General features: G+C 61.5%; 14 protein-coding genes. 5 read left to right on the forward strand and 9 right to left on the reverse strand.

Features of this window, described 5'->3' with window-relative positions:
* From HMPREF2678_RS10565 to HMPREF2678_RS09480, 5 genes are all read right to left on the reverse strand, one after another.
* Nucleotides 1–662 (reverse strand): pilin N-terminal domain-containing protein (locus HMPREF2678_RS10565; RefSeq protein WP_246817941.1); only part of this gene is annotated, 662 nt, incomplete at its 3' end.
* A 12-nt stretch (nt 663–674) separates the two neighbouring features.
* Nucleotides 675–1,595 carry a class C sortase gene (locus HMPREF2678_RS09465; protein WP_070552142.1) on the reverse strand — a complete coding sequence of 307 codons (921 nt, stop codon included), beginning with the start codon at nt 1,593–1,595 and terminating at the stop codon, nt 675–677.
* 33 nt (nt 1,596–1,628) lie between these two features.
* Nucleotides 1,629–3,119 carry a SpaH/EbpB family LPXTG-anchored major pilin gene (locus tag HMPREF2678_RS09470; protein ID WP_070552143.1) on the reverse strand — a complete coding sequence of 497 codons (1,491 nt, stop codon included), beginning with the start codon at nt 3,117–3,119 and terminating at the stop codon, nt 1,629–1,631.
* Nucleotides 3,120–3,366: 247 nt separating this feature from the next.
* Entirely contained in the window at nt 3,367–6,597 is a 3,231-nt protein-coding gene (locus tag HMPREF2678_RS09475) for a prealbumin-like fold domain-containing protein (RefSeq protein ID WP_246817933.1), read from the reverse strand.
* A 237-nt stretch (nt 6,598–6,834) separates the two neighbouring features.
* On the reverse strand, nt 6,835–7,350 hold the full coding sequence (locus tag HMPREF2678_RS09480; RefSeq protein WP_070552146.1) for a tRNA (cytidine(34)-2'-O)-methyltransferase: 516 nt from the start codon (nt 7,348–7,350) through the stop codon (nt 6,835–6,837).
* A 30-nt stretch (nt 7,351–7,380) separates the two neighbouring features.
* On the opposite strand from HMPREF2678_RS09480, the gene HMPREF2678_RS09485 reads away from it, so the two are divergent.
* The gene (locus tag HMPREF2678_RS09485) at nt 7,381–8,649 is read left to right on the forward strand and encodes a saccharopine dehydrogenase family protein (protein ID WP_070552148.1); all 1,269 of its coding nucleotides are present in this window, start codon (nt 7,381–7,383) and stop codon (nt 8,647–8,649) included.
* Here HMPREF2678_RS09485 and HMPREF2678_RS09490 read toward each other — a convergent pair.
* Nucleotides 8,646–9,923, reverse strand: a complete 1,278-nt coding sequence (locus HMPREF2678_RS09490) for an alpha-hydroxy acid oxidase (RefSeq protein ID WP_070552150.1) — start codon at nt 9,921–9,923, stop codon at nt 8,646–8,648. The two genes, HMPREF2678_RS09485 and HMPREF2678_RS09490, sit on opposite strands and share 4 nt — an antisense overlap.
* A gap of 173 nt (nt 9,924–10,096) precedes the next feature.
* Entirely contained in the window at nt 10,097–11,890 is a 1,794-nt protein-coding gene (locus HMPREF2678_RS09495) for an alpha/beta hydrolase family protein (RefSeq protein WP_043012522.1), read from the reverse strand.
* 76 nt (nt 11,891–11,966) lie between these two features.
* Here HMPREF2678_RS09495 and HMPREF2678_RS09500 point away from each other — a divergent pair, with 76 nt between their 5' ends.
* Nucleotides 11,967–13,232: a DUF4272 domain-containing protein gene (locus HMPREF2678_RS09500; protein WP_070552153.1), complete on the forward strand. Its 1,266-nt coding sequence runs from the start codon at nt 11,967–11,969 to the stop codon at nt 13,230–13,232.
* A 19-nt stretch (nt 13,233–13,251) separates the two neighbouring features.
* On the opposite strand, the gene HMPREF2678_RS09505 is transcribed toward HMPREF2678_RS09500, so the two are convergent.
* Nucleotides 13,252–14,691 carry a CE1 family esterase gene (locus HMPREF2678_RS09505; RefSeq protein ID WP_246817934.1) on the reverse strand — a complete coding sequence of 480 codons (1,440 nt, stop codon included), beginning with the start codon at nt 14,689–14,691 and terminating at the stop codon, nt 13,252–13,254.
* Nucleotides 14,692–14,759: 68 nt separating this feature from the next.
* Entirely contained in the window at nt 14,760–18,221 is a 3,462-nt protein-coding gene (locus HMPREF2678_RS09510; protein ID WP_070552157.1) for an error-prone DNA polymerase, read from the reverse strand.
* Between the two features lie 156 nt (nt 18,222–18,377).
* Here HMPREF2678_RS09510 and HMPREF2678_RS09515 point away from each other — a divergent pair, with 156 nt between their 5' ends.
* Genes HMPREF2678_RS09515 through HMPREF2678_RS09525 form a run of 3 tightly spaced genes read left to right on the forward strand, consistent with a single transcriptional unit; the run spans nt 18,378 to nt 21,063 of the window.
* Nucleotides 18,378–19,238, forward strand: a complete 861-nt coding sequence (locus HMPREF2678_RS09515; protein ID WP_034971155.1) for a MetQ/NlpA family ABC transporter substrate-binding protein — start codon at nt 18,378–18,380, stop codon at nt 19,236–19,238.
* Between the two features lie 47 nt (nt 19,239–19,285).
* Nucleotides 19,286–20,386: a methionine ABC transporter ATP-binding protein gene (locus tag HMPREF2678_RS09520; protein ID WP_210382716.1), complete on the forward strand. Its 1,101-nt coding sequence runs from the start codon at nt 19,286–19,288 to the stop codon at nt 20,384–20,386.
* On the forward strand, nt 20,383–21,063 hold the full coding sequence (locus HMPREF2678_RS09525; RefSeq protein WP_035001329.1) for a methionine ABC transporter permease: 681 nt from the start codon (nt 20,383–20,385) through the stop codon (nt 21,061–21,063). The genes HMPREF2678_RS09520 and HMPREF2678_RS09525 overlap by 4 nt, the downstream gene beginning before the upstream one ends.
* Nucleotides 21,064–21,130: the final 67 nt, after the last annotated feature.

Raw genomic sequence — 21,130 nt, forward strand, 5'->3', positions numbered from 1 at the left:
GGAGGCGTTCCTGGATTGTCCGGCGGCGTTCCTGGCTTATCTGGCGGCGTTCCTGGATTGTCCTCCGGCTTCGGCTTCGTATTCACCGTCACGTTGTAGTTCCAGCTGCCGGTTTCTCCGATAGGGATCGTGATGAGGAAAGGACTGGACTGGCGGTATTCCTTAGTAGGATCCGCGCCCTCGTATTCCGTGACCAAGTACAAGCCGACCGGGAGGCCGGTGAACACTGCCTTACCGGAACTATCTGTGTACGCCTCAAAGGTTCTATCGAACCCCTGCCGACGAGCATCGGCTACCGAGAGCCGCTTCGCCTGATTCATCCCCTTCTCGGTAGTGAGGTCAATCCCCTGGACACGCTGCGCTGTGAAGCGAATGTTGTCGATAGGCCCAAAGGGTTTCTTGCCCCCTCGGTCGTCCCACCAATTTGGTTCGCTTTTCACCACCGTGAGAGTACCGAGACGGGTAGCATCAATAAACTTCACATCCAGGCCTTCGACCTGGCCTGTGATCGTGTGCTGCTTCGCGTTAGCCTGCGGCACAACAGGGGTGGGGCCAACGAACGGAGTGCCGGCCAGAGCCACGACTGCGCCCAAACCGAACACGGAGCGGCGCAGCCCGGCACGGTGCACCGGCGCCCACCGTACCTGTGACGCGGTGTTCATGAGGTTCACGGCTTATTCCTCTTCCATTTCTTCTTCGCCTACTACTACCTGTTCGGATTGTCTGGCTTTCTGCTTCTTCCGCTCGCGAAGGAACCACCAAGTAATCAGTGCGATGATCAACACTGCGGCGGCGAGCAGTAGCCACATCCACCACTGCATCAGCTTGCCGCGATCATCGAACACGTTGCCTTCGTCCTCATCCATTGGAACGCGGTGTGCATGCACCAGGAGCCGGTGGGTATTCACGCCGTAGGGGGTGCAAGTGATGAGGGTCAGTAGGTCCTCTTCCGGCCGGGTCTTGAGGCTGTCAACCTCTTCCGGCAAGACAACCTCTGTGTCGTACACCTCGTACTTCATCTTCTCGCCGAAGGTGGATACGTAAACCGCATCGCCCTTCCGCACATCCACGAGGTTATCCCACAGCGTGGCGTTGGACAGGCCTGTATGGCCTGTAATAACCGCGTGAGTTCCCTTCCCGCCTACAGGTAAGGAGGATCCATAGAGGTGCCCAAGACCTTTTTGCAGAACCTCGTCGGAGGTCCCGTGGTAAACGGGTAGGCGCGATTCGATGGACGGGATAACCACCTGACTCATGGCGCTCTGGCCAGATAGCTGGGAAAGATACTCTTCGTATGCGGGGTTATCCTCGCTGACGCGAGCCAGCCACGGATCCAGGATCGGTCCGTCCTTGTGCGTCGTGTTATACCTGCGGGCTTCCTCTACCGCTCGGCTAAGGACTTGAGGATCCGTTTCCTTCAAGTCTTGTTCGTATTTTTCCGCGATCTTTTGTTGCTGGTGGTTGTTCCACTGCGTGGCGTAAACGGGATAAAGCATGACAAGCAACCCCACCACCACTAAAAGGATGGGGAGGAAGGTGCGACGAAAGAGCGATCGCGGTGCGCTCTTTCGATGCTTACCAATTGTGCTTGTCATGTCCGTTGCTTTCCCGTTCGAACTGCCTAGCCCCTACTGCTGGGTGCTTCGGCGAGCTGCGTAGAAACCGCCACCGATAATCGCCAAACCAGCCAGAACAATGGCCCAGAAGCCTGCGCCACCGGTGTTCGGCAGGTGGTTTTCGTCGGTGTAGTTCTTGATGTTGGCGGTGTACTTGATGTCGGCGGTCGGCGCACCGTTTTCGTCCACCTCGCCCTTCTTCAGCTCGAAGTGCTCAAGTGCATCGTTGATCACGTAGCCTTCAGGTGCCTTGGTCTCCTGCAAGCAGTAGTTGGTCTCCGAGTCGGCCTGGTTGTTGGCGAAGTCGGTAACGTGCACGCCCTCGATGGTGACAGTGCCCTGCTCGTTGGTGGTCCACTTGTTCTGGCCCTGGACATTCAGAGGATCGGTACCTTCCTTCTGCTTCCAGGCCCCTTTACCTTCGTCGACACACTGCACCAACTGGAACTCTGCACCCTGCAGCTTCTTGTTCTTATCGTTGCCGTCGGTCTTGTTGATGGTGACCTTGCCCCAGTAGGTGTGAACCTTATCCGACGTCTTCTCTGTGTCGTGTTCGGAAGAGCCGTTATTGGTGATCAGCGTTGCGTCGTTGGGAACGTGCTGGATGAAGCCGTTGGTCTTGGTCGTGATGGTGGTGAACACGAGGTCGGTGGACTTCAGCTTGTTGCGGCCAGTTTCGGTGAATTCGACCCTGATCTCCTGGCCTTCCTTTACCAACTTGTAGTCGGTGTCTGCCACCAATGCTTGAGCCTTGTCAGCGGACTCTCCGTACTTCACTTCGACAGTAGCGTTTTTAGCCTCCAGTTTCGGATCAAGCTCATCCTTGACGATGTACTTCTCCAGCGTGGAATTCTTAGCAACAGCCGGAACGCCCGTGGTGATCGTGTACTTGTAGTCCTGGCCTGCCTGTGCGTTCTGGTCCTCAACTTCCTTGGTGATTGTCACCTTGGAGTTCTTCGGGTACGCGTGAACGTCATAGATCCAGCCCTTGCCCTCCGAGTTGGTCATCGGCACATATACCAGGAACGGTGCGCCGGGCACCAGACCCGAATTAGCCGGGACTTCGGTTTCGGTGACCTTGTAGAGGCCCTTTGGCAATTCCTCGAACTTCAGGGTGCCATCTTCGCCGGTTTCGCCTTCCTTGGAGTACGCACCGACGCCTGTCCAGGCCTTAGCTTCGGAAGGGTTGGTAATCTCGCGTGCCTTTGCCCAGTCGCCGCTGTTGTTCAGTGGCTGAACCAGCTCAATCTTGTACTTGACGCCCTTGGCTGGTTCACCAGAAGGGTTCTTAATCTCGGTTCCGTCGCCCTGCTCGCCCTCAGCGCCGATGCGCTTGTGCAGGGTAAGGGAAAGTTGCTGGTCGTTGTCGATGGTGCTGACGGCCTGCGCCTGTGCGGTCGGGGCCTCGTAGACTACTTCGGCGCCGACGGTGCCGGCAGCCAGTGCGATAGCGAATGCAGCGGACAGCGCGCCTACGCGCTTGCCGACAGTTGCGTTAGACATGAAAGTCCTTCTTTCTTACAAGTGAATGAGTAGTGGAAGTTGATCCGAGTGGTCGAGGGCACATGGTTGGCAATACTCGTGGCGAGCTACTTGCGGTGAACACTGCGCGCCGTCGTAACGGATCCTTGTGTGAGCAATGTGGTTTCTTGGCTTCAGGTCATCGTGCCCACCCGGGTCCATCTCGGCACCGGCCTGGGGTACTGGGTTGAAACATTGTTCTCCTCTTTAGAAGTTGTGCACGTCAGGGTTAGTTCAGTCGTCGGCGTATGCCCATGGCTCCTGTGGCTGCGATGAGAAGCCCCGCGAGAATGGGGAGCATCACACCGTCGCCACCGGTCTTTGGCATCACGCCTTGGTGCACATTGGCCACCTGCAGCCATGCACCATCTGGATAGTCCTGTGGCAGGTCACTCGGCTTAGACGCAGCAAACAGTGCGTTCTGCTGGTCCGACTCCACGATCGTCTTGCCGTTGGCATCTCGTTTGATGCTGATTTTCACCGGGGTAGGCAAGAGTTGATAGCCGTCCGGCGACTTCGTCTCCAACAAGAAGTAGGTTCCGTAGTCCAGCTCAGTCCAGAGGTACTTTCCATCCTCTGTGACCTTGAGGTCGGCAATTTTGTTCGCCGCCGGCCCCGTGGGGTCTTGGTCGTAGATCGCGAACTGCGCCCCGTATTTATCGCCGTCGCGCGCGGGGATAGTCGTGATGTTTCCTGCGGAGTCCGAATCGACCTTCCATAGATAGAAACGGGTCTTATCGGGTCCGGGATAGCAACCCTCGTCTTCGAGGTCGCCCATCTTCACGCTATTGGCGAAGCCGCCGCGCTCTGCACTGCACGCTGGTGTGCCCGCACCGTCACCGGGTGTGACGCCACCTTCTCCGCCTCCGGCCGATTCAGTTCGAGCTTTATCGTATTCTGCCTTATCAAGGGTGAACTTCAGTTTGACTCGGTACCGATGAGTGCCGTCGCCATTCTTGGTAGCCTGCCGTCCAACTGCGTCGATGGTGCGCTTTTCCCACATTTCTGGGGAGTCCTCGGAACGTACTCGGTCACAGTTGCCTAGCCGGAAGCTTCCCGTTTGCAGCACGTCGGGCTTTACCACGCACGAAGGCGTGCTTCCTGGTTGCTTGTCCTTGGACGTGTATTCATCAGTGAAGTACACCTCCGCACCGGTGAGCTTCGCCCCCTTGGGCAGTTTCGGGGTATCGGTGGGCACCGGGTAAACGTATTCGTTAAGGTCATCAAAGCTCTTAACCGTCACGTCATAGGCGGCAGTGTACGTAACGTTGCCTTGGCCATCCGTATCGGAGTCAATGTCGTCGAAGCCAACCTTTCCGTCACCGTTGGTGTCGATGGCAGTCTTGCTCAATGCACCGGGACAGGAATCGTAGGCAGTAGCGTTCGTCGGATCTTCGTCTTTGTCATGGTTAATCACATGCGCCGTGTTCGGACGACATTCCGCACCGGACTTCAACGTCGCGCCAATAATGACGGTCGCCTTACCGCCGGCAGGCATGGGACCAAAGAAGTAGGTTTTTGTTATCTCGCCGGTTTGGGGGTTAGTCGTGGCAGCTTGAGTGTGGACATTCCCACCGTCGTACCCTTCGTAGATAACCTGGTCGTATTCCACAAGGCCTTCGTAGGTTGCCGGCAGAATGTCGTACAAGGTGAAACCTGACGAAGCACCTTTTCCGATGTTCTCAACCTCCAGCGCCCAATACTTCTTGTCCCTGGGCAAGCCGGCATCATAGACCTGTTTCAGTCGGGGGTCTCTTGGCTCCAAAGTAGTTTTCTTTGCCTTAAGATCCGAGGGGATCTGCACCCCGGGGTTACTCGTTGCATCGGTGTTGTAGGAAGCAGGAAGTTTCGACAGCCGAGAGACCAGCTGAAAGCTCGGATGCTCTCCGGTTGGGTCGAAAACCCTAATCTGCATGCCCCCCTGATCGGCAGTACTTCCTCCAGTACCAAAGCCGAGGTTGCCGTTGCCGTACAACCAGGCCTTACCCCAGACCTTCTCCGGGATCGCTGTATTACCAGACGGGTCTTGAAGCTGATCCGCGGGGATAGTCCACGTCTTCCGTTCTCCTGTATCCATGTTGATGCGCTCAAACATGACGTGTGTCTTTGGGTTCGCCCCGTCTTGCTGCATGCGGGCGGGACTCACCAGACCCCAGAGGTACTGTGGGGCACTGGGGAGAACAACATGATCCTCTGCTCCAGCTTGGAAAGGTACGTTGTATCGATCGCGGGCAATCTCGCCACGTGGATCCTTCGCACCTACCGCTGGCAGGGGAATCTTATACAGCTGTCGGCTACCAGATGTTGAGGTGTTGCCCACCCACATCACTTCGTTCGATCCACGTAGGTCAAAGGTGCCGGTGTTGATTTGATCCAGGTCGTTTGGATTTCCGCTGGTCGCCTTTTGAAAAAGGGTCGCGCCCTGAGCATTCTTGATCAGCCCGAGGTCGTACACCTCACCCGTGACCGGATTGATCTGCAGAAGATGGCCCGCGGGGTGGCATTCCTGGAGGCTCGAATTGTGGTTCTTCTGGCTTATGGCGTAGATCCAGTTGTCCTTTGTGTTGTAGGACAGCGCGTTGTACACCCAGTTGGAAGGCTTGCCGATGCGGGTAAAAGTACTGCTACCCTCGATCTGCAGGTTGAGCTGTGTGCTCGTGTTTCCCGCCTGACCACCATTCTGCGTGGCCGACACGTAAACAGCCGTGCCCTTATTGAGTTCGTCCTGGGTGAGCTCTCGGGGAGGTTTACGGGTTGTCGCCTCCTCACACTTACACGGCACGGACACAATGCCATAAACCTTGACCGAGTAATCGTTACCGTTTGTCGTCGGCGCGTTCGTCAACACCCGTAGGGTATTTCCTGGCCAAGTATTGAATCCCGTCCCTGTACCTTTAAGGTCAAAAGAGACGGAATTTACCTTCCCTCCGCTATTACGACCTTGCACCGTAATACCGGTGGTTTGCACAGCCTTACCGTTGGTGCCGACCCGACCGCCTCCGGGCGGTGGCGTGGTAGACGAGTTGTATTCAACCCCGTTGCTGGTCTCCTTCTTAGTAACAAAGAACCCACCTAGATCCCCATTTAAGGACCTTGTAGCGCTAATTTCTACCCGGGTCAGCGGCAGATCCTCACCCCGCGTACCACTCTTGATGTTAATGCGGAACATCTTGGCGTTGCTCTTGTCGGGAACTGCAACTTCCTTTAAATCTGCGTCATTCCTCGCATCCGAAAGAGGTGAGTAGAGCTGCGTATCCAGCAGTTTCTCTTCTTTACAGTTTCCCGTTGGAGTCTGCGCCTGCGCCGAAGGAACATTAATTCCTCCAATAGCTCCCACGATGGTCACGAGTGCACCCAGAAGGGCAGCAACGGTTAGAAGACAAATACATGCCCGACTAAGCGCCGCCCCTTGGCGATCTTCGGCCAACTTAAGGTTTTCACCGGTTAATACGCGAGCCATTATCCTTTTCCAGCCTTAGATCCGTTCTTCGACCCACCTGTTAAGGTTTACCTAAAAACGGATACCCACTCCTTCTTGGCGAGATGAAGGTTAAGCCTTCAAGCTTGCACCCTATGCGAACAAGAATACACTCTTCACAGGTGCCGCTCAACTTGCCGAAAGGTGTTTTAGGGTACTCTTATTCGAACCTTCACCTTGAGTTCACCGGACAGCAGTGGCACCCCTTCCGGCACCCCGCTACACACCGCCGGCGAACCCCAACTGGCGCCACGCCTCATAGGCCGCCACCGCCGCCGCGTTCGATAGGTTCATGGACCGCCGCCCCGGCAGCATCGGGATGCGCACCTTCGCCGTCACCCGCGGATCGGCCAACACGTCGTCAGCCAAGCCCGTCGGCTCCGGGCCGAAGAGCAGAGCGTCACCCGGCCGATAGTCCACCTCCGTAAACCAGGTTCCCGTCTGCGCTGTAAAGGCGAATACCCGACCCGATCCACGTACCGGATCAGTCACGTGATCCAGGGCTTCATCGATCCCCTCATGGACGTGCACGTCTGCCAGCTCGTGATAATCCAGCCCCGCCCGGCGCACATGCTTGTCGTCAAATTTAAAGGCCAGCGGCCCAGCCAGGTGCAGCGAAGCTCCCGAACCTGCACACATGCGGATCGCATTGCCCGTGTTCGGGGGAATCTCCGGGCGGTCGAACACTACGTGCAGTGGTGGGTTCACACCCGCAAACTGGTTTTCTGACGTCATTCCCCCAATCTAACCGGTACAAATGTAGCCATGAGCAACTCCCCCTCCCGCAGCTTCGACATCACCCTGATGGGTGCCACCGGTTTCGTCGGCGCGCTGACCGCCGGCTACCTGGCCGCCAACGCCCCAGCCGATGTGCGCATCGCTCTCGCCGGCCGAAACCAGACCAAGCTGGAGGCCCTGCGCGAGCAGCTGGCTGCCAAGCACCCCCGGGCCAAGGAATTCCCGCTGGTCATCGCCGATTCCAGCGATAATCGCTCCCTGGAGAAGATGGTCCGCGATACCCGCGTGGTCATCTCCACCGTCGGTCCCTACTACCGCCACGGCTTCCCCCTGGTCCGCGAATGTGCCACCCACGGCACGCATTACGTCGACCTAGCCGGAGAGCCCCTCTTCATGCGCGAATCCGCGGACTCCTACCACGACATCGCCACCGCCAGCGGGGCGCGCATCATTCACGCGTGCGGCTTCGATTCCGTGCCAAGTGACCTGGGAATGCTGCTGCTGGGACAGAGGGCGTCCGAAAATAAAGACACCCTAGAGACCGCCACAATGATCGTGAAGATGAAAGGCGGACTGTCGGGCGGCACCATCGACTCGATGCGCGAACAGTTCGCCGCCATCAAGGGAGCGCCAGAGAAGAAGCGGCTACTGGCCGACCCATACACCCTCTCCCCTGACCGCGACAACGAGCCCGACCTGGGCAAACAGCCGGACTTTGGCGTAGTGCGCGACAGCGACATCGGCGGCACGAAAGACGACGTCTGGGCAGGGCCTTTCATCATGGCAGGCTCGAACACGCGCGTTGTGCGCCGCTCCCACGCGCTGCTGGGTCACAAATTCGGCGACAAGCTGCGCTACAGCGAATACCTGTACACCGGCAAGGGGTTCAAGGGTCGTATGCGGGCCTTCACGATGGGTGCGGTGCTGGGCACGGCGGTGGCAGCGCTGAGCCAGGACAGGCTGCGCACGTTCCTCTCCCGCTGGGTTCCGGAGCCCGGCGAGGGCCCCAGCGAAGCCGAGCGCAACGCAGGCTTCTTCCACACCACGCACATCGGCGTGAGCCCCTCCGGCGCCACCTACACCAACACCATCAGCCTGGCCGCTGACCCGGGGTACAAGGGAACGTCGTTGATGCTTAGCGAAGCGGCGCTCACTCTTGTTCTTTGTGACGCCGAACTGCCGACGGGCTCCCCGTACCAAGGAAAAACCGGCGGCGGAGTGCTTACTCCGGCCACCGGTCTGGGCATGCCCTACGTGCGTCGACTCAGCGACGCGGGCATGAAGTTCAGCGACTAGCTGAACAGGCTCTGCTCCTCATCGGGCACGCCATTCACCCGGTTGATGTTCAGCGTGTTCAGCTGGGTGACGTGCTCGGGGGTGAGCTCGTCCAGGGAGGAAACCTGCAGCAGGCGCATGGTGCGGCGCACCTCGCTGGCCAGAATCTCGATGGCGCGAGCCACGCCGGCCTCGCCACCGGCCATCAGGCCGTACAGGTAAGCGCGGCCGATGAGGGTGAACTTCGCGCCCTTGGCGATCGCGGCGACGATGTCGGCGCCATTCATGATGCCGGTATCCATGGCCACGTCGAGGTCCTTGCCGACTTCGCGGGCAACCTCGGGCAGCAGCTGGAAAGGCACCGGAGCGCGATCCAGCTGGCGACCACCGTGGTTGGACAGGATGATTCCGTCCACGCCCAGGTCAGCCAGCTTCTTGGAATCCGGCAGGTTCTGCACACCCTTGACGACCAGCTTGCCCGGCCACATCTCGCGGATGGTCTTCAGGTCCTCGAACTTGATGGAGGGATCCATTGCGGAGTCCAGCAGCTCGCCGACGGTGCCGCCGGTGCTGGTCAGGGAGGCGAACTCCAGCGGTGGGGTGGTCAGGAAATCCCACCACCACCAGGGGCGCGGGATAGCGTTGACAACGGTGCCCAGGGAGATCTCCGGGGGGATGGAAAAGCCGTTGCGGGCATCGCGCAGGCGGTTGCCGGCGACGGGCGTATCCACAGTGAACAGCAGGGTATCGAAGCCGGCCTTGGCCGCGCGCTCCACCAGCCCGTAGGAGATCTCGCGCTCCTTCATCACGTATAGCTGGAACCAGTTCCGACCATTCGGGTTGGCCTTTTGTACGTCCTCAATACTGGTGGTGCCCAGGGTGGACAGGCAGAACGGAATACCCGCAGACCCCGCAGCGCTCGCGCCCGCGAGCTCGCCTTCGGTCTGCATCAGGCGGGTAAAGCCGGTCGGGGCGATGCCGAACGGAAGGGAGGACTTGCCGCCGAAAATCTCCGCGGTGGTGTCCACATTGGATACGTCGTTCAGGATCGACGGGTGGAACTCCACGTCACGGAAGGCCTGGCGTGCGCGGTTCATCGAAATCTCGTTGTCAGCTGCGCCGTCGGTGTAGTCGAAGGCGGCCGCCGGGGTGCGGCGCTTGGCAATGGCCCGCAGATCCCAGATCGTCTGTGCGTCGCTCAATCGGCGAGCCTTGAAATCCAGGGTGGGCTTCTTAAACTTCAGCAGATCGAAAATTTCAACAGGATTAGGGATTTGGCGCTTTTGATGTGCCATTGAAAGTCGCTCTCCTCACAGAGTCTCTTCGCTCGGATTCCTTAGCGTGTGTTTTGTAGGTCGCCATAGAAGGGATCTAACAACTTCCACGATAGGACGCTTCTCCAACCTTTGCCGTCCCAGTGCCCCTACCAGCGCCCCTGTCTGCGCCCCTGCCTACGCCTTCGTCTGCGCTAACTCAGCGTCGCGAAGAATTCCAGGACCCGCTCGCCGATCAGCTGCCGCGACTTCGGCTTCACAAACTGGTGGCCCTCCCCCGGCACTTCTAGGAATTCCGGGGTGCGCCCCAGCTCCACCAGCGCGTCGTAAAGCTGCTTGGATTCCTGCAGCGGCACGTTGGAATCGTTCGCCCCGTGGATAAACAGCACCGGAGTGGTGATCTGCTCCGCTTTGTACAGCGGGGAGATTTCCCACAGCAGCTCTGCGTCGTGCATCGGGTAGCCGTACTTGGGGGAGGCAGCACTGGCCAACCACGGCTCCGTCGACTCGTAGTACGTCTCGAAGCTCGTCATGCCGCACGCATCCACTACGCCCAGGAACATGTCGGGGTAGCGGGCCGCCGCCAGCACAGCTAGGAACCCGCCGTAACTGCGACCTCCGAGGAATACGCGCCCGGGGGTGCACAGGTCGGCGTCACAAAGAAAAGAAACAGTATCCGCCACATCGTCGATCGCGGCGAAGCGACCGTAACGATCGTCGGCGTGGATGAACGCGCGACCGTTGCCCTTGCTACCGCGAATGTTAGGGGTAAACACGGTGTAACCAGCGGCAACGATGTCGGCAAGCACGTCGTGGTTGGCGGGGCGGGACTGGCCTTCTGGGCCTCCGTGCAGGTGCACGTACACGGGGCGGTCCGGCGCGGGGTTCTCCGGCAGATACAGCCAACCGGAAAGCTCCAGGCCGTCGCGGGCGGTGTAATACACCAGTTCGGGGACGTCTCCCTGGCGGGCGCGTTCGTCCAGGCGATCGGTGCGGTCCGGGTCTAGTGGTTCCACGCGCCCCGATTCCAGGCGCAGCACCTCCACCGTCGGCGGCAGGTTCGGCCCTTCGACCGTCAAAGCCAGCAGCTGGCCGTCGTCCGTGATGGAAAGTCCCGCGGCCACCATGCCCGGCAGCTCGATGGTGCGGCGAACCTGCACGCGCTGGTCCTCGCCGAGGCTCAGCAGTTCCAGGTTGGAAATGCCCGCCTGGTTCCACAGCACCGCGGCGGTCGACAGGTCCTCACTAATGGCGAACTCGTCGACGTCGGCCTCGGGGTTGCTGATCATTTCCTCGCGCTCGACGCACACCGGGCGCTCGCCGTTGATGTCCACCACCAGGCGCAACAGGCGACGGCGATCCGCACTGTGGTCGGTGACCACCAGGATCACCAAGCGACTGTCCGTGATCGGCAGGATCCGCCCATCCTCCGTCGTGGCGCCGGGCTCTGGCGGCAGCAGCGGCATCCAGCGGCCCTGCGGGGTGACCAGCAGCAGCTCGCGGTTGCCGCGCGGGCCGACGCGCATCAGGCTGTACCCGGCCTCCGCGGCGACCAGCAGCGCATCGATGCGGCGATCCATCACCTGGTAGCGCGACGTATTCGGGTCGACCAGACGCGCCTCCGTCATGCCGTCGGCCGCCACAGCATCCATCGCTAGCTTGTCGCGGTCCCACTCCACCAGGCGCGTGCGGGCATCGAAAGTGTTTCTTAGTGGTGACGCCCCCTGCACGCCAGGGTCCGTAGATACCGTAAAGGTCTCGAGCTTCTCCGAGCCCTTGGGGGAAACCTCGCAGGCGATCCACTGCGCATCCGGGGAGTGTAAAACGCGCGTGACCGGGCCTTCGATGGGCAGCTGCACTGGTCTTTCCCTGCCCACGCCGTCCTCGGTGAGCTCCGCTTGGACGGCATAAGGATAGCCACCGTCGCGGACAATATAGGCAATAGCAGTGCCGTTGGGCGCGAGCGAAGGGGCAGTCGTATGGCGCATGACTCTAGTATTCTAGCGAAGCGCATGTGCGACTTGTCCCAGCAGGTGGGGCAAAGAAACTCTATGCTATTGAGGCATGAGCATCTATGTGAACGCTTATTCCACCGTCCGAGCAGACGTGCCCTTCCAGGGGGCTGGGGCGCCAGCCATTGCGTCCCGCGAATTGTGCTTCGATTCGCCCGCGCAGCCTTACCTGAAGACTGCAGCCAACGGCGCTGGTGAGGAAGATGACAAGCAAACCCTGGAACTGCTGGAACACCTCGCGGGCTTCGCGGGATACGCGGCCGAGCAGGGGGAGGAACGCTTCGGCAATTTCAACTCCTACGTGCTCGCCGTAGTGCAACACATCCGGAGCGTACGCCGCCACTACGTGTTTGAGCGCGAAGATGACTTCGACTTTTCCCACCTGGGCGAGTTCGCCGACTGGGCACGTGAAGCCAACGCCGTGTTCTTCCTGGCCGACGGAACCGTGCGCAACGCCAGCGGTGCAGATCTGCTGGATCCCGCACTGGTCGGCAGCTCCCCGGCGAACGGGGCGCAGGCTAACTCCGTGCCCCGGCACCCCGGCTCCGAGGATCGGATGCGTCGGGTGCGCGGGGCACTATGGCGCCAGGGTTACCAGGTAGCCCCGACGCTGCCGCCGGTGCGTTCCGAGGCCGAGATTCTGCTTCGCCCCGCCGAGGAAGTATTCAACCGAGCCGTTGCGCTTTCCGTCGTAGCGACCGCCGCTGCCAGCGTGCTGCGCGGCGAGGCTGTGAATTTCGCTGCACTGCGGGCAGGAGCCCAGCGCACCTTCGGCAATCTGACCAAGGTGGAGCAGGCATTCCTCGAGCGGGTGGAGGCTGCACAAGAATCTGCCGATGAGGCGCCGGGCGCAGTGCCCGGCGCAGCGTCCGGTGAGGCGACCGGTGCGGCGACCGCTGCGGCGACCTACAGCCAGGATCTGCAGGAAGATGCCTATCAGCTGGCCTGGGCTTACACCGCGTCAGAGTTCCTGGCCTGGGCACTCGGCCTGATGGATATTGATGTCTTCAGCTTCACCCCCGTCGATCTGGCTGCCCTGCGTAGCGCTCTGCGCGGCATCGACCGCGAAAACCAGGATGCTGCCGCACTGCCTATGCGCAGCCTGTCGGAGATCTGCGAGGCTTTCGAATACATCTATTCGCTGCGCTGGGTATCGGTCGAACAGCAGCTGGAGGCCTCGGGTCAGGCAGGTGTTGGGCAGACCGGTTCCGCGCAGCTACAGCCGCAGGATCATTCCATCCTTGTCGAACGCCACCGTGCCCTCGCCTGGCTCACGGATCCCACCATCGCTTACGACGACGTCGACCTGTCCACCTAAAGCAGCGGGCAAGCCGCAGCTAGCTGCGACGGTGTACCTCGAAGAACGCGGCGACCTCACCAGTCGCGGTCACTGCCTTCGACTTGCTTTCGCGGGAAGGGTCGGCCGCAGCCTTGCCGGCCTCGCCCGTCCGTTCGCCCATCCACGTGTGCCCGGCATCGCCGATGGCCAGGTGGGTGACTTCCATTCCGTGGCCGCAGTTTGGCCATTGCACGCGCTGGATCGCGTCGGTCACTCGCGTGGTGACCGGGGCGCCCACGCAGTGCGAACGTGCCGCATATTGCTGTGTGAACTCGTAGGCCCCTAGGTATTCGTCCCCATAGCGCGGGCCGCCATCGTAGTGGATCGTTTGGTCCTTACGACCGTGAATATCCAGGTAGGGGCTTGTCTGACCACGCTTGAAGTGGACGGTTTCCGGCCGCTTCGGATCCGAGCCCTTCTCTGCGCACGCGCGCCAAGTACCCGAGTAATAGGCCGCCGAGACTGCGGCGAAAGCGGCGAACTCCTCCGGCAGTTCGCAGGCCAATTTGCCCACGAACCCTCCGCCATTGGACATACCGGTGGCGTAGATCCGGTTCGCGTCGACTTGGTAGGTAGAGGACACGGCATCCAGTATGTCGCGGACAAAGCGCACATCCTCGCCCCGCTTCACCTTCGCGTATGGGGCACCCTCCCAGGCGTTGCCCACGCCCTGCGGGTACACCACGATCGCCTCCTTATCCGCCAAACCCGTGTACCGCGCCATCTGATCCGCCTGCTCGCGGTAGCCGTGGAAGGCGAAGATCAACGGCAGGGGCCTGGTTTTCGCATCCGGGTGCGCAGTCGGATTGCCCTTCTTGGAATAAGGCAGCGCGCCCCTCGGAATGTTGATGATGTACTTGCGCTCACGATCGCTGGACTTAAGCTGCAGTTCCCTGTTCTGCCCGGGCTTCAGCTCGTCACGGATCGGGCGGAGCTTCTGGGGAATGCGCGCCACGGCAGGGGTGAGCTGCACGTCCGGCGTGGCCGGTGGGATAGCCACCGCTTCCGTCGGCGCATAGTCCGCAGGTTCGTTCACCGTGTTGTGTGCCTGGGGATCCTCGTGCCGCGAGCTACTCAGTTTCTGCACCGCCGCACCCACTCCCGTCGCGCAGGCCAGCAGGAATGCGACGAACATCGCCGCTGCAATTCGACGGCGGCGGAAATGTTGTCCAGTGGGGCGGCTGCGGGAAATCCCTTCGGGTTCGCGGCGATTCTCGCCCGACACGCTGGGGTGTGCGCCCTTCCAGCTGCCGCCGTGGTCCTCTCTGCGATGCCGCACTGCGGGCCGTGCTTCGTGGCGGCGCCGCCTCCCCCGCCAGGAATCCTCGCTGTTCGCCTGCGTGGAATCCGCGATACTGTGGCGTGCCTTTCGAGCCGAGTTTTCGCGCGCGCGTCGCTGCGCATTGGGGTTCTCGGGGTCGAAAGGGTTGCGGTTCACGTGCACGATTGTTCTTTGCACGTTCCGCTGTGTCAATCACCCCACCCCGTGTTTGTGATCACCACTGGTCAGCGGAAGTCGCGCGAACCTGCGTGTGCCCCCGCGATCTCGCCGACCGGCCGCAGTTGTGTCTCCACCTGTTCCAACAGATCCGCCGTCACGGTGGCTGCGCCTTCCGCGTTGTGCACGATTCCCCTCACGACCAGGATCTTTGCGTTCAACGCTACCGCCCGCTGCCGCGCCCACAGCCCCTGCGAGACGACAACATTCGCCAGCCCGGTCTCGTCCTCTAAGCCGAAAAACACCACTCCGCCTGCGGTAGCTGGGCGCTGCCTGTGCGTCACCACTCCCGCCACGCGCACGCGGGTGCCGTCGGGAACGTGCAGCAAACTGTCGGCCGTCACCACCGCTGCACCGCCTGCGCCGCCCACTCGTCGGTGCCACTGATCCAGGTACTCGCGCAGCAGCTGCACCGGATGTTCGGCCGTCGTCACGCCCGTTGTCGCTAGTTCGGACGCCACCATCTCGAAAGCACTCATCCCAGGCAACGCCGGCGCATGCACAGCCGACGTCCCCGGAAGCATTCCCGACTGTTCGGTCGCTGCCACCCCGGCCGCCCACACGGCTTGGCGGCGCGATAGCCCGAGGCTCCCCAACGCCCCCGCCCGCGCCAGCTTCTCCACCTGCGCAACGCTCAGCCCGGCCTCGCGGGATAGTTCTTCCACGCTGGTGAAACGCCCCACTTTCTCGCGCGCTTCGACGATGCGCTCCGCCACCTCGGCGGAGATCCCCTTCACTCCGCCCGCACCGCTGAGCCCCAGCCGGATCTTTCCCACCGGTTCGGCCGTGCCACGCCCCAGCCCGTGAACTCCCGTGGGCCGGTTGTTCCGTAGGGGCGTCATCAAGGGAACAACCGCATCAACCTGCACGCCCGACGCGTTCACGTCCACGGGAAGGATCTGCACACCGTGACGGCGAGCGTCCGCCAGCAGGGACTGCGGCGAGTAGAACCCCATCGGCTGGGCGCGCAGCAGAGCTACGCAGAACTCCGCCGGATAGTGGTACTTAAACCACGCGGAGTAGTAGACCAGGGAGGCAAAGGACTGCGAGTGTGATTCTGGGAAACCGTAGCTGGCGAAGGCCACGATCTTGTCCCACAACCGATCAGCCACCACACCCTGAATCCCGTTCTTCGCCTCCAGCCCCTGGTAGAAGCGCTTTTTCAGCCGCTCCATCTTCTGCGGGGAACGCTTCGACCCCATCGCCCGGCGCAAAGTATCAGCTTCGGCGCCGGTAAAGCCCGCGGCGTCCACGGCCATCTGCATCAGCTGCTCCTGGAACAGCGGAATGCCCAGAGTTTTCGTCAGCGCGGGCTCCAGGCACGGGTGGTCGAAGGTCACGGGCTCCAGACCATTGCGGCGGCGAATGTACGGGTGCACGGAGCCACCCTGGATAGGGCCGGGGCGGATCAGCGCGACCTCCACCACCAGGTCGTAGAAGGTGCGCGGTTTCAGTCGCGGCAGGGTGGACATCTGCGCGCGGGATTCGACCTGAAACACCCCCACCGCGTCGGCGCGGGACAGCATGGCGTAAACCTCCGGCTCTGTGGGGTCCAGCCGCCACAGTTCGACCTCCCGGCCCCGGTGGGCGCGCACCTGGTCCACCGCATGGTGCAACGCTTCCAGCATGCCGAGCCCTAGCAGGTCGAACTTCACCAGCCCCACGGCCGCGCAGTCGTCCTTATCCCACTGCACCACCGAGCGGCCTTCCATCCGCGCCCATTCCGTCGGCACGACCTGTGCGATCGGGCGGTCACAGATCACCATGCCGCCGGAGTGAATGCCCAGGTGGCGGGGGTGATCCAGCATCTGCTCGGCCAGGTCCTGCACAATGTCGGGGGTCTGTTCCGGGTGGCGGGTCCAGGCATCGATTTGCCCCGGCGCGTAGCCAAGCGCGCGGCCGGCATCGCGGGTCGCGCCTCGGCGGCGGTAGGTAATCACGTTCGCCACCTGCGCGGCATTGTCGCGGCCGTAGCGGGAGTACACGTACTGAATCGCCTCCTCGCGCCGCCCCGATTCGATGTCGAGGTCGATGTCGGGTGGTCCGTCGCGTTCCGGGGAGAGGAAACGCTCGAAGAGCAGGCCGGACGCCACAGCGTCCACCGTCGTGATCCCCAGCGCAAAGCAGACCGCGGAATTGGCCGCGGATCCTCGCCCCTGGCAGAAGATGTTGTTCTCGTGGCAGAAGGCAACGATGTCGTGGACGATCAGGAAGTAGCCCGGGAAGCCCAGCTGCTCGATCGTTTTCAGCTCGCGGTCGATGGTGGCCCACGCTTGGTTGGCGGCGGCAGAGGATCCCCGCTGGCCGTAGCGTTCCGTGCCACCGCGTTCGGTGATCGCACGCAGCCAGGACATCTCCGTATACCCCGGCGGCACGGGGAAGTGCGGCAGGTTCGGCGCAACGAGGTCCAGGGTGAAGGCGCATTCGTTGGCGACCTGCACGGAGGTCTCCACGGCCCGCGCCAACCACTCGCAATCGCCCGCGAGCTGCAGCATCTCTTCCCCCGAGCGCAGCCACGATCCGCCGACGGGGTGGGTGGTTGGCTCCGCGGTGGCGACGTCCCGCCGTTCGCGCAGCGCCGCCTTCGCCCCCGCCAACCGGGAATGCTTCGGGGTCGCGCACGTCGGGGCACTACTGACGATCTCGCGTAGGCCGTGGCGCACCGCCAGGGCATGGAGGCGCTCGTTGCGGTCGGCATCCGCGGGGTTCATCGTGTGTTGTAGCTCGACCACGACGTTGGTCGGCCCGAAAAGCTCCACCAGGCGCTCGGCCGGAGCTGTTTCCTCCGGACTAGCCGCGCCCATCCACCGCCAATCGAGCAGCACCAGCCAGTGGCCGTCCGCGGCCTGCGCCAGCTGGGGCAGATCGGGGTACCGGACGGAATCTTTGTCCGGGTCGGCCATGCGGGCGTCCGCAATAAGACGGCTCAGGCGCGCATAGCCTTCGCGCCCTTTACACAGCACCGTGAGTGGCACGTCGAGGCTCAATTCCGCGCCGAAGACCGTCGCCAAATCCGTGCCAGTGCCCGCCGTGCCAGTGCCCTCAGTGCCAGCGCTCTCGGCCACCGCCGTGGCACAGCGCGCCGCCCCGTAGAAACCGTCGCGATCCACACACGCGAGAGCACTCAACCCCAGGTCGCGCGCCGCCGCAACCATCTCTTCGGGCTGGCTCGCACCACGCAGGAAGTTGTAGGCGCTGCAGGCGTGGAGCTCAGCGAAGGGTGTCGCTGTTTTTCTTTGGGACGCCCCTTCGATTTCAGCTACCTCAATTCCAGTCTTCCGATCACCTTCTGCCACCCCGATTGCGCGGAGGTTGCGCAAGCCCGGCCCCACGCCGGACAGCACGCCTTCGAGCTGCTTCCAGCTCAGCGGTGTGCCCTGGGAGAAGCTCCTAGGTTGCGATCGGCGCAGCGTGCGACGCGAAATGTCGGGGTCGCGGGGTTCTTCAGACACAGCGCAAGTATAGAACATATATTCTATTACTCGCCAACCCGAAAAAGCTCTGGGGCTGGTTTGGATCAAAACTAGACTAAGTTGTTCATTTTGGTTTAGACTGCTACCTTAAACGCACAGTTCAGCCCGGGCAATCAACGAAGCGTCGGGCACTAGACAACCCAGGAGGATCCCATGTCCCTTCGCCGTAAAGTAGCAGCTGGTGTAGCTGCGGCAGCTATGGTCTTCGGCCTCTCCGCATGTGGCGGTGACGACGACACCATCAAGATCGGCACCACCGACCAGGGTCAGAAGCAGTGGCAGGTCTTTGAAGAACAGGCCAAGAAGGAAGGCCTGAACGTCGAGCTGGTTCCCTTCGGCGACTACAGCCTGCCCAACCGCGCGCTGCAGGAAGGCGAGATCGACGTCAACAACTTCCAGCACCTGATGTTCCTCGCTGACTACAACGTCAACAACGATTCCAAGCTGGTGCCGATCGGCGCGACCGAGATCATCCCGCTGGGCGTTTACTACCAGGACCACAGCGAGGTCAAGGACATCGAGGAAGCCGGCGAGGTCGCCATCCCGAACGACCCGACAAACCAGGGCCGCGCCCTGCACGTCCTGGCATCCGCTGGCCTGGTGAAGCTGAAGGACGACAAGATCCTGTCCCCCACCCCGGCCGACATCGATGAGGGCAAGTCCAAGGTCAAGGTCACCCCGGTGGACGCCGCACAGACCGTGACCGCTTACAAGGACGGCACCCCGGCCGTCATCAACAACTCCTTCCTGGAGCGCGGCAACATCGACCCGAAGTCCGCCATCGTCCAGGACGACCCGAAGGCAGAGGCCGCAAAGCCGTTCATCAACGCCTTCGTCACCACCGAGGAGAAGAAGGACGACAAGGATCTGAAGAAGCTTGTTGACATCTGGCACTCCAAGGAAGTCCAGGACGCGCTGAACGAGCAGTCCAAGGGCACCTCCGTCGAGGTCAAGATGGGTCCGGACGAGCTCGCTAAGATCCTGAAGGACACCGAGGGCAAGGTCAAGAAGTAGCCCCCACCCCAATTTTCGAAAACCCAACTCTTAAAAGAGGTTCCCCTATGGCTTCAGACGCACAAACCAGCGTCGATCAGCCCAGTGCCGGCACCACCGGCACTCGCAGCACAGACAACACTGGCACGGAGATTGTCTTCCGCGATGTGAAGAAGGTGTTCAAGCAGGGCAGGAAGGAAATTCACGCCCTCCAGGACATCAACACCCACATCCCAGCAGGCTCCATCGTCGGCATCATCGGCTACTCCGGAGCCGGCAAGTCCACCCTCGTCCGCCAGATCAACGGCCTGGATCGCCCCACCAGCGGACAGATCCTGCTGAATGGCCAGGACATCGTTCCGCTGCCGGAATCGCAGATGCGCAAGCTGCGCTCCGACATCGGCATGATCTTCCAGCAGTTCAACCTGTTTTCCTCCCGGAATGTGGCAGGCAACGTCGCCTACCCACTGCGCCTGCAGGGCATGCCCAAGCAGCAGCGGGAAGAGCGTGTGAAGGAACTCCTGGAGTTCGTCGGCCTGTCCGATAAGGGCAAGGCCTACCCAGAGCAGCTGTCCGGTGGCCAGAAGCAGCGCGTCGGCATCGCCCGCGCACTGGCAACCAACCCCAGCCTGCTGCTGGCCGACGAGGCCACCAGCGCACTCGACCCTTCCACCACCCGCGACGTGCTGGAACTGCTGCGCAAGGTCAACCGGGAACTCGGCATCACCATCGTGGTCATCACCCACGAGATGGAGGTTGTGCGTTCCATCGCGGACTCCGTCATCGTGATGGAAAGCGGCCGCATCGTGGAGCAGGGCAGCGTCTACGAGGTGTTCTCTAACCCCCAGACGCAGACTGCCGCCAACTTCGTGGCCACCTCCTTACGCAACACCCCCGACATGGTCGAAGCGGAGGCACTGCAGACCGAGAATGGTCGCCTCTTCACTGTGACCATGGCCGAGGGAATCGGGTTTTTCGATGCCGTCTCGAAGCTGTCCACTGCAGGGGTGGCGGTCAACATCGTCCACGGTGGCGTCACCACCCTCCAGAACCACAGCTTCGGTCGCCTCACCCTGCGCCTCACGGCCCACAACGCCGAGGGCGAAAAAGCCATCGAGGAATTCCACAGCCATATGCAGGCTTCCACCGAGATTGAGGAGATCCGATGAACACGATGACCCTCGCGCAAATGGATTGGGACCGCTACGGCAACACGTTCCAAAAGGCGATCTTCGAGACGCTATACATGGTCTCGATCACGCTGGTGATCTCGTCGATCCTGGGCCTAATCATCGGCCTGCTGCTATACACCACCCGCAAGGGCGGCATTCTGCAGAACCGGGTGGTCTACTGGGTTACGAACTTCCTGGTTAACTTCATCCGCCCCATCCCGTTCATCATTTTGCTGACTGCGATCGGGCCGCTGACGGATCTGGTGGTGCAGACCCGCATTGGTACGGACGCCGCCATCGTCGGGATGGTCGTCGCCGCCACGTTCGGCGCTGCGCGTATCTTCGAGCAGAACCTCGTGGCAATCGACCCGGGCGTGATCGAGGCCGCCAAGGCGATGGGTGCCTCGCCGCTGAAGATCATCTTCACGGTGATCATCCCCGAGGCACTGGGCCCGCTGATCCTGGGCTTCACCTTCATGTTCATCGCCATCGTCGATATGTCCGCCATGGCCGGCTACATCGGTGCAGGTGGTCTGGGCGACTTCGCGATTGTCTACGGTTATCGCTCGTTTAATGACGCCGTCACGTGGACGACCGTTGCAGTGATCATCGTCATCGTTCAGATTGCGCAGCTGGGCGGTAACTGGCTGTCGAAGAAGATCATGCGCCGCTAGTTAGCGGGGAACGCTAGGCAGCAAAACCCCTAGGCAGCAAAACCCCCGGGTGCTAGTTCACAGATGT

Origin of the sequence: Corynebacterium sp. HMSC058E07 (assembly GCF_001809885.1) — a bacterium.
Classification (GTDB): Bacteria; Actinomycetota; Actinomycetes; order Mycobacteriales; family Mycobacteriaceae; genus Corynebacterium; species Corynebacterium macclintockiae.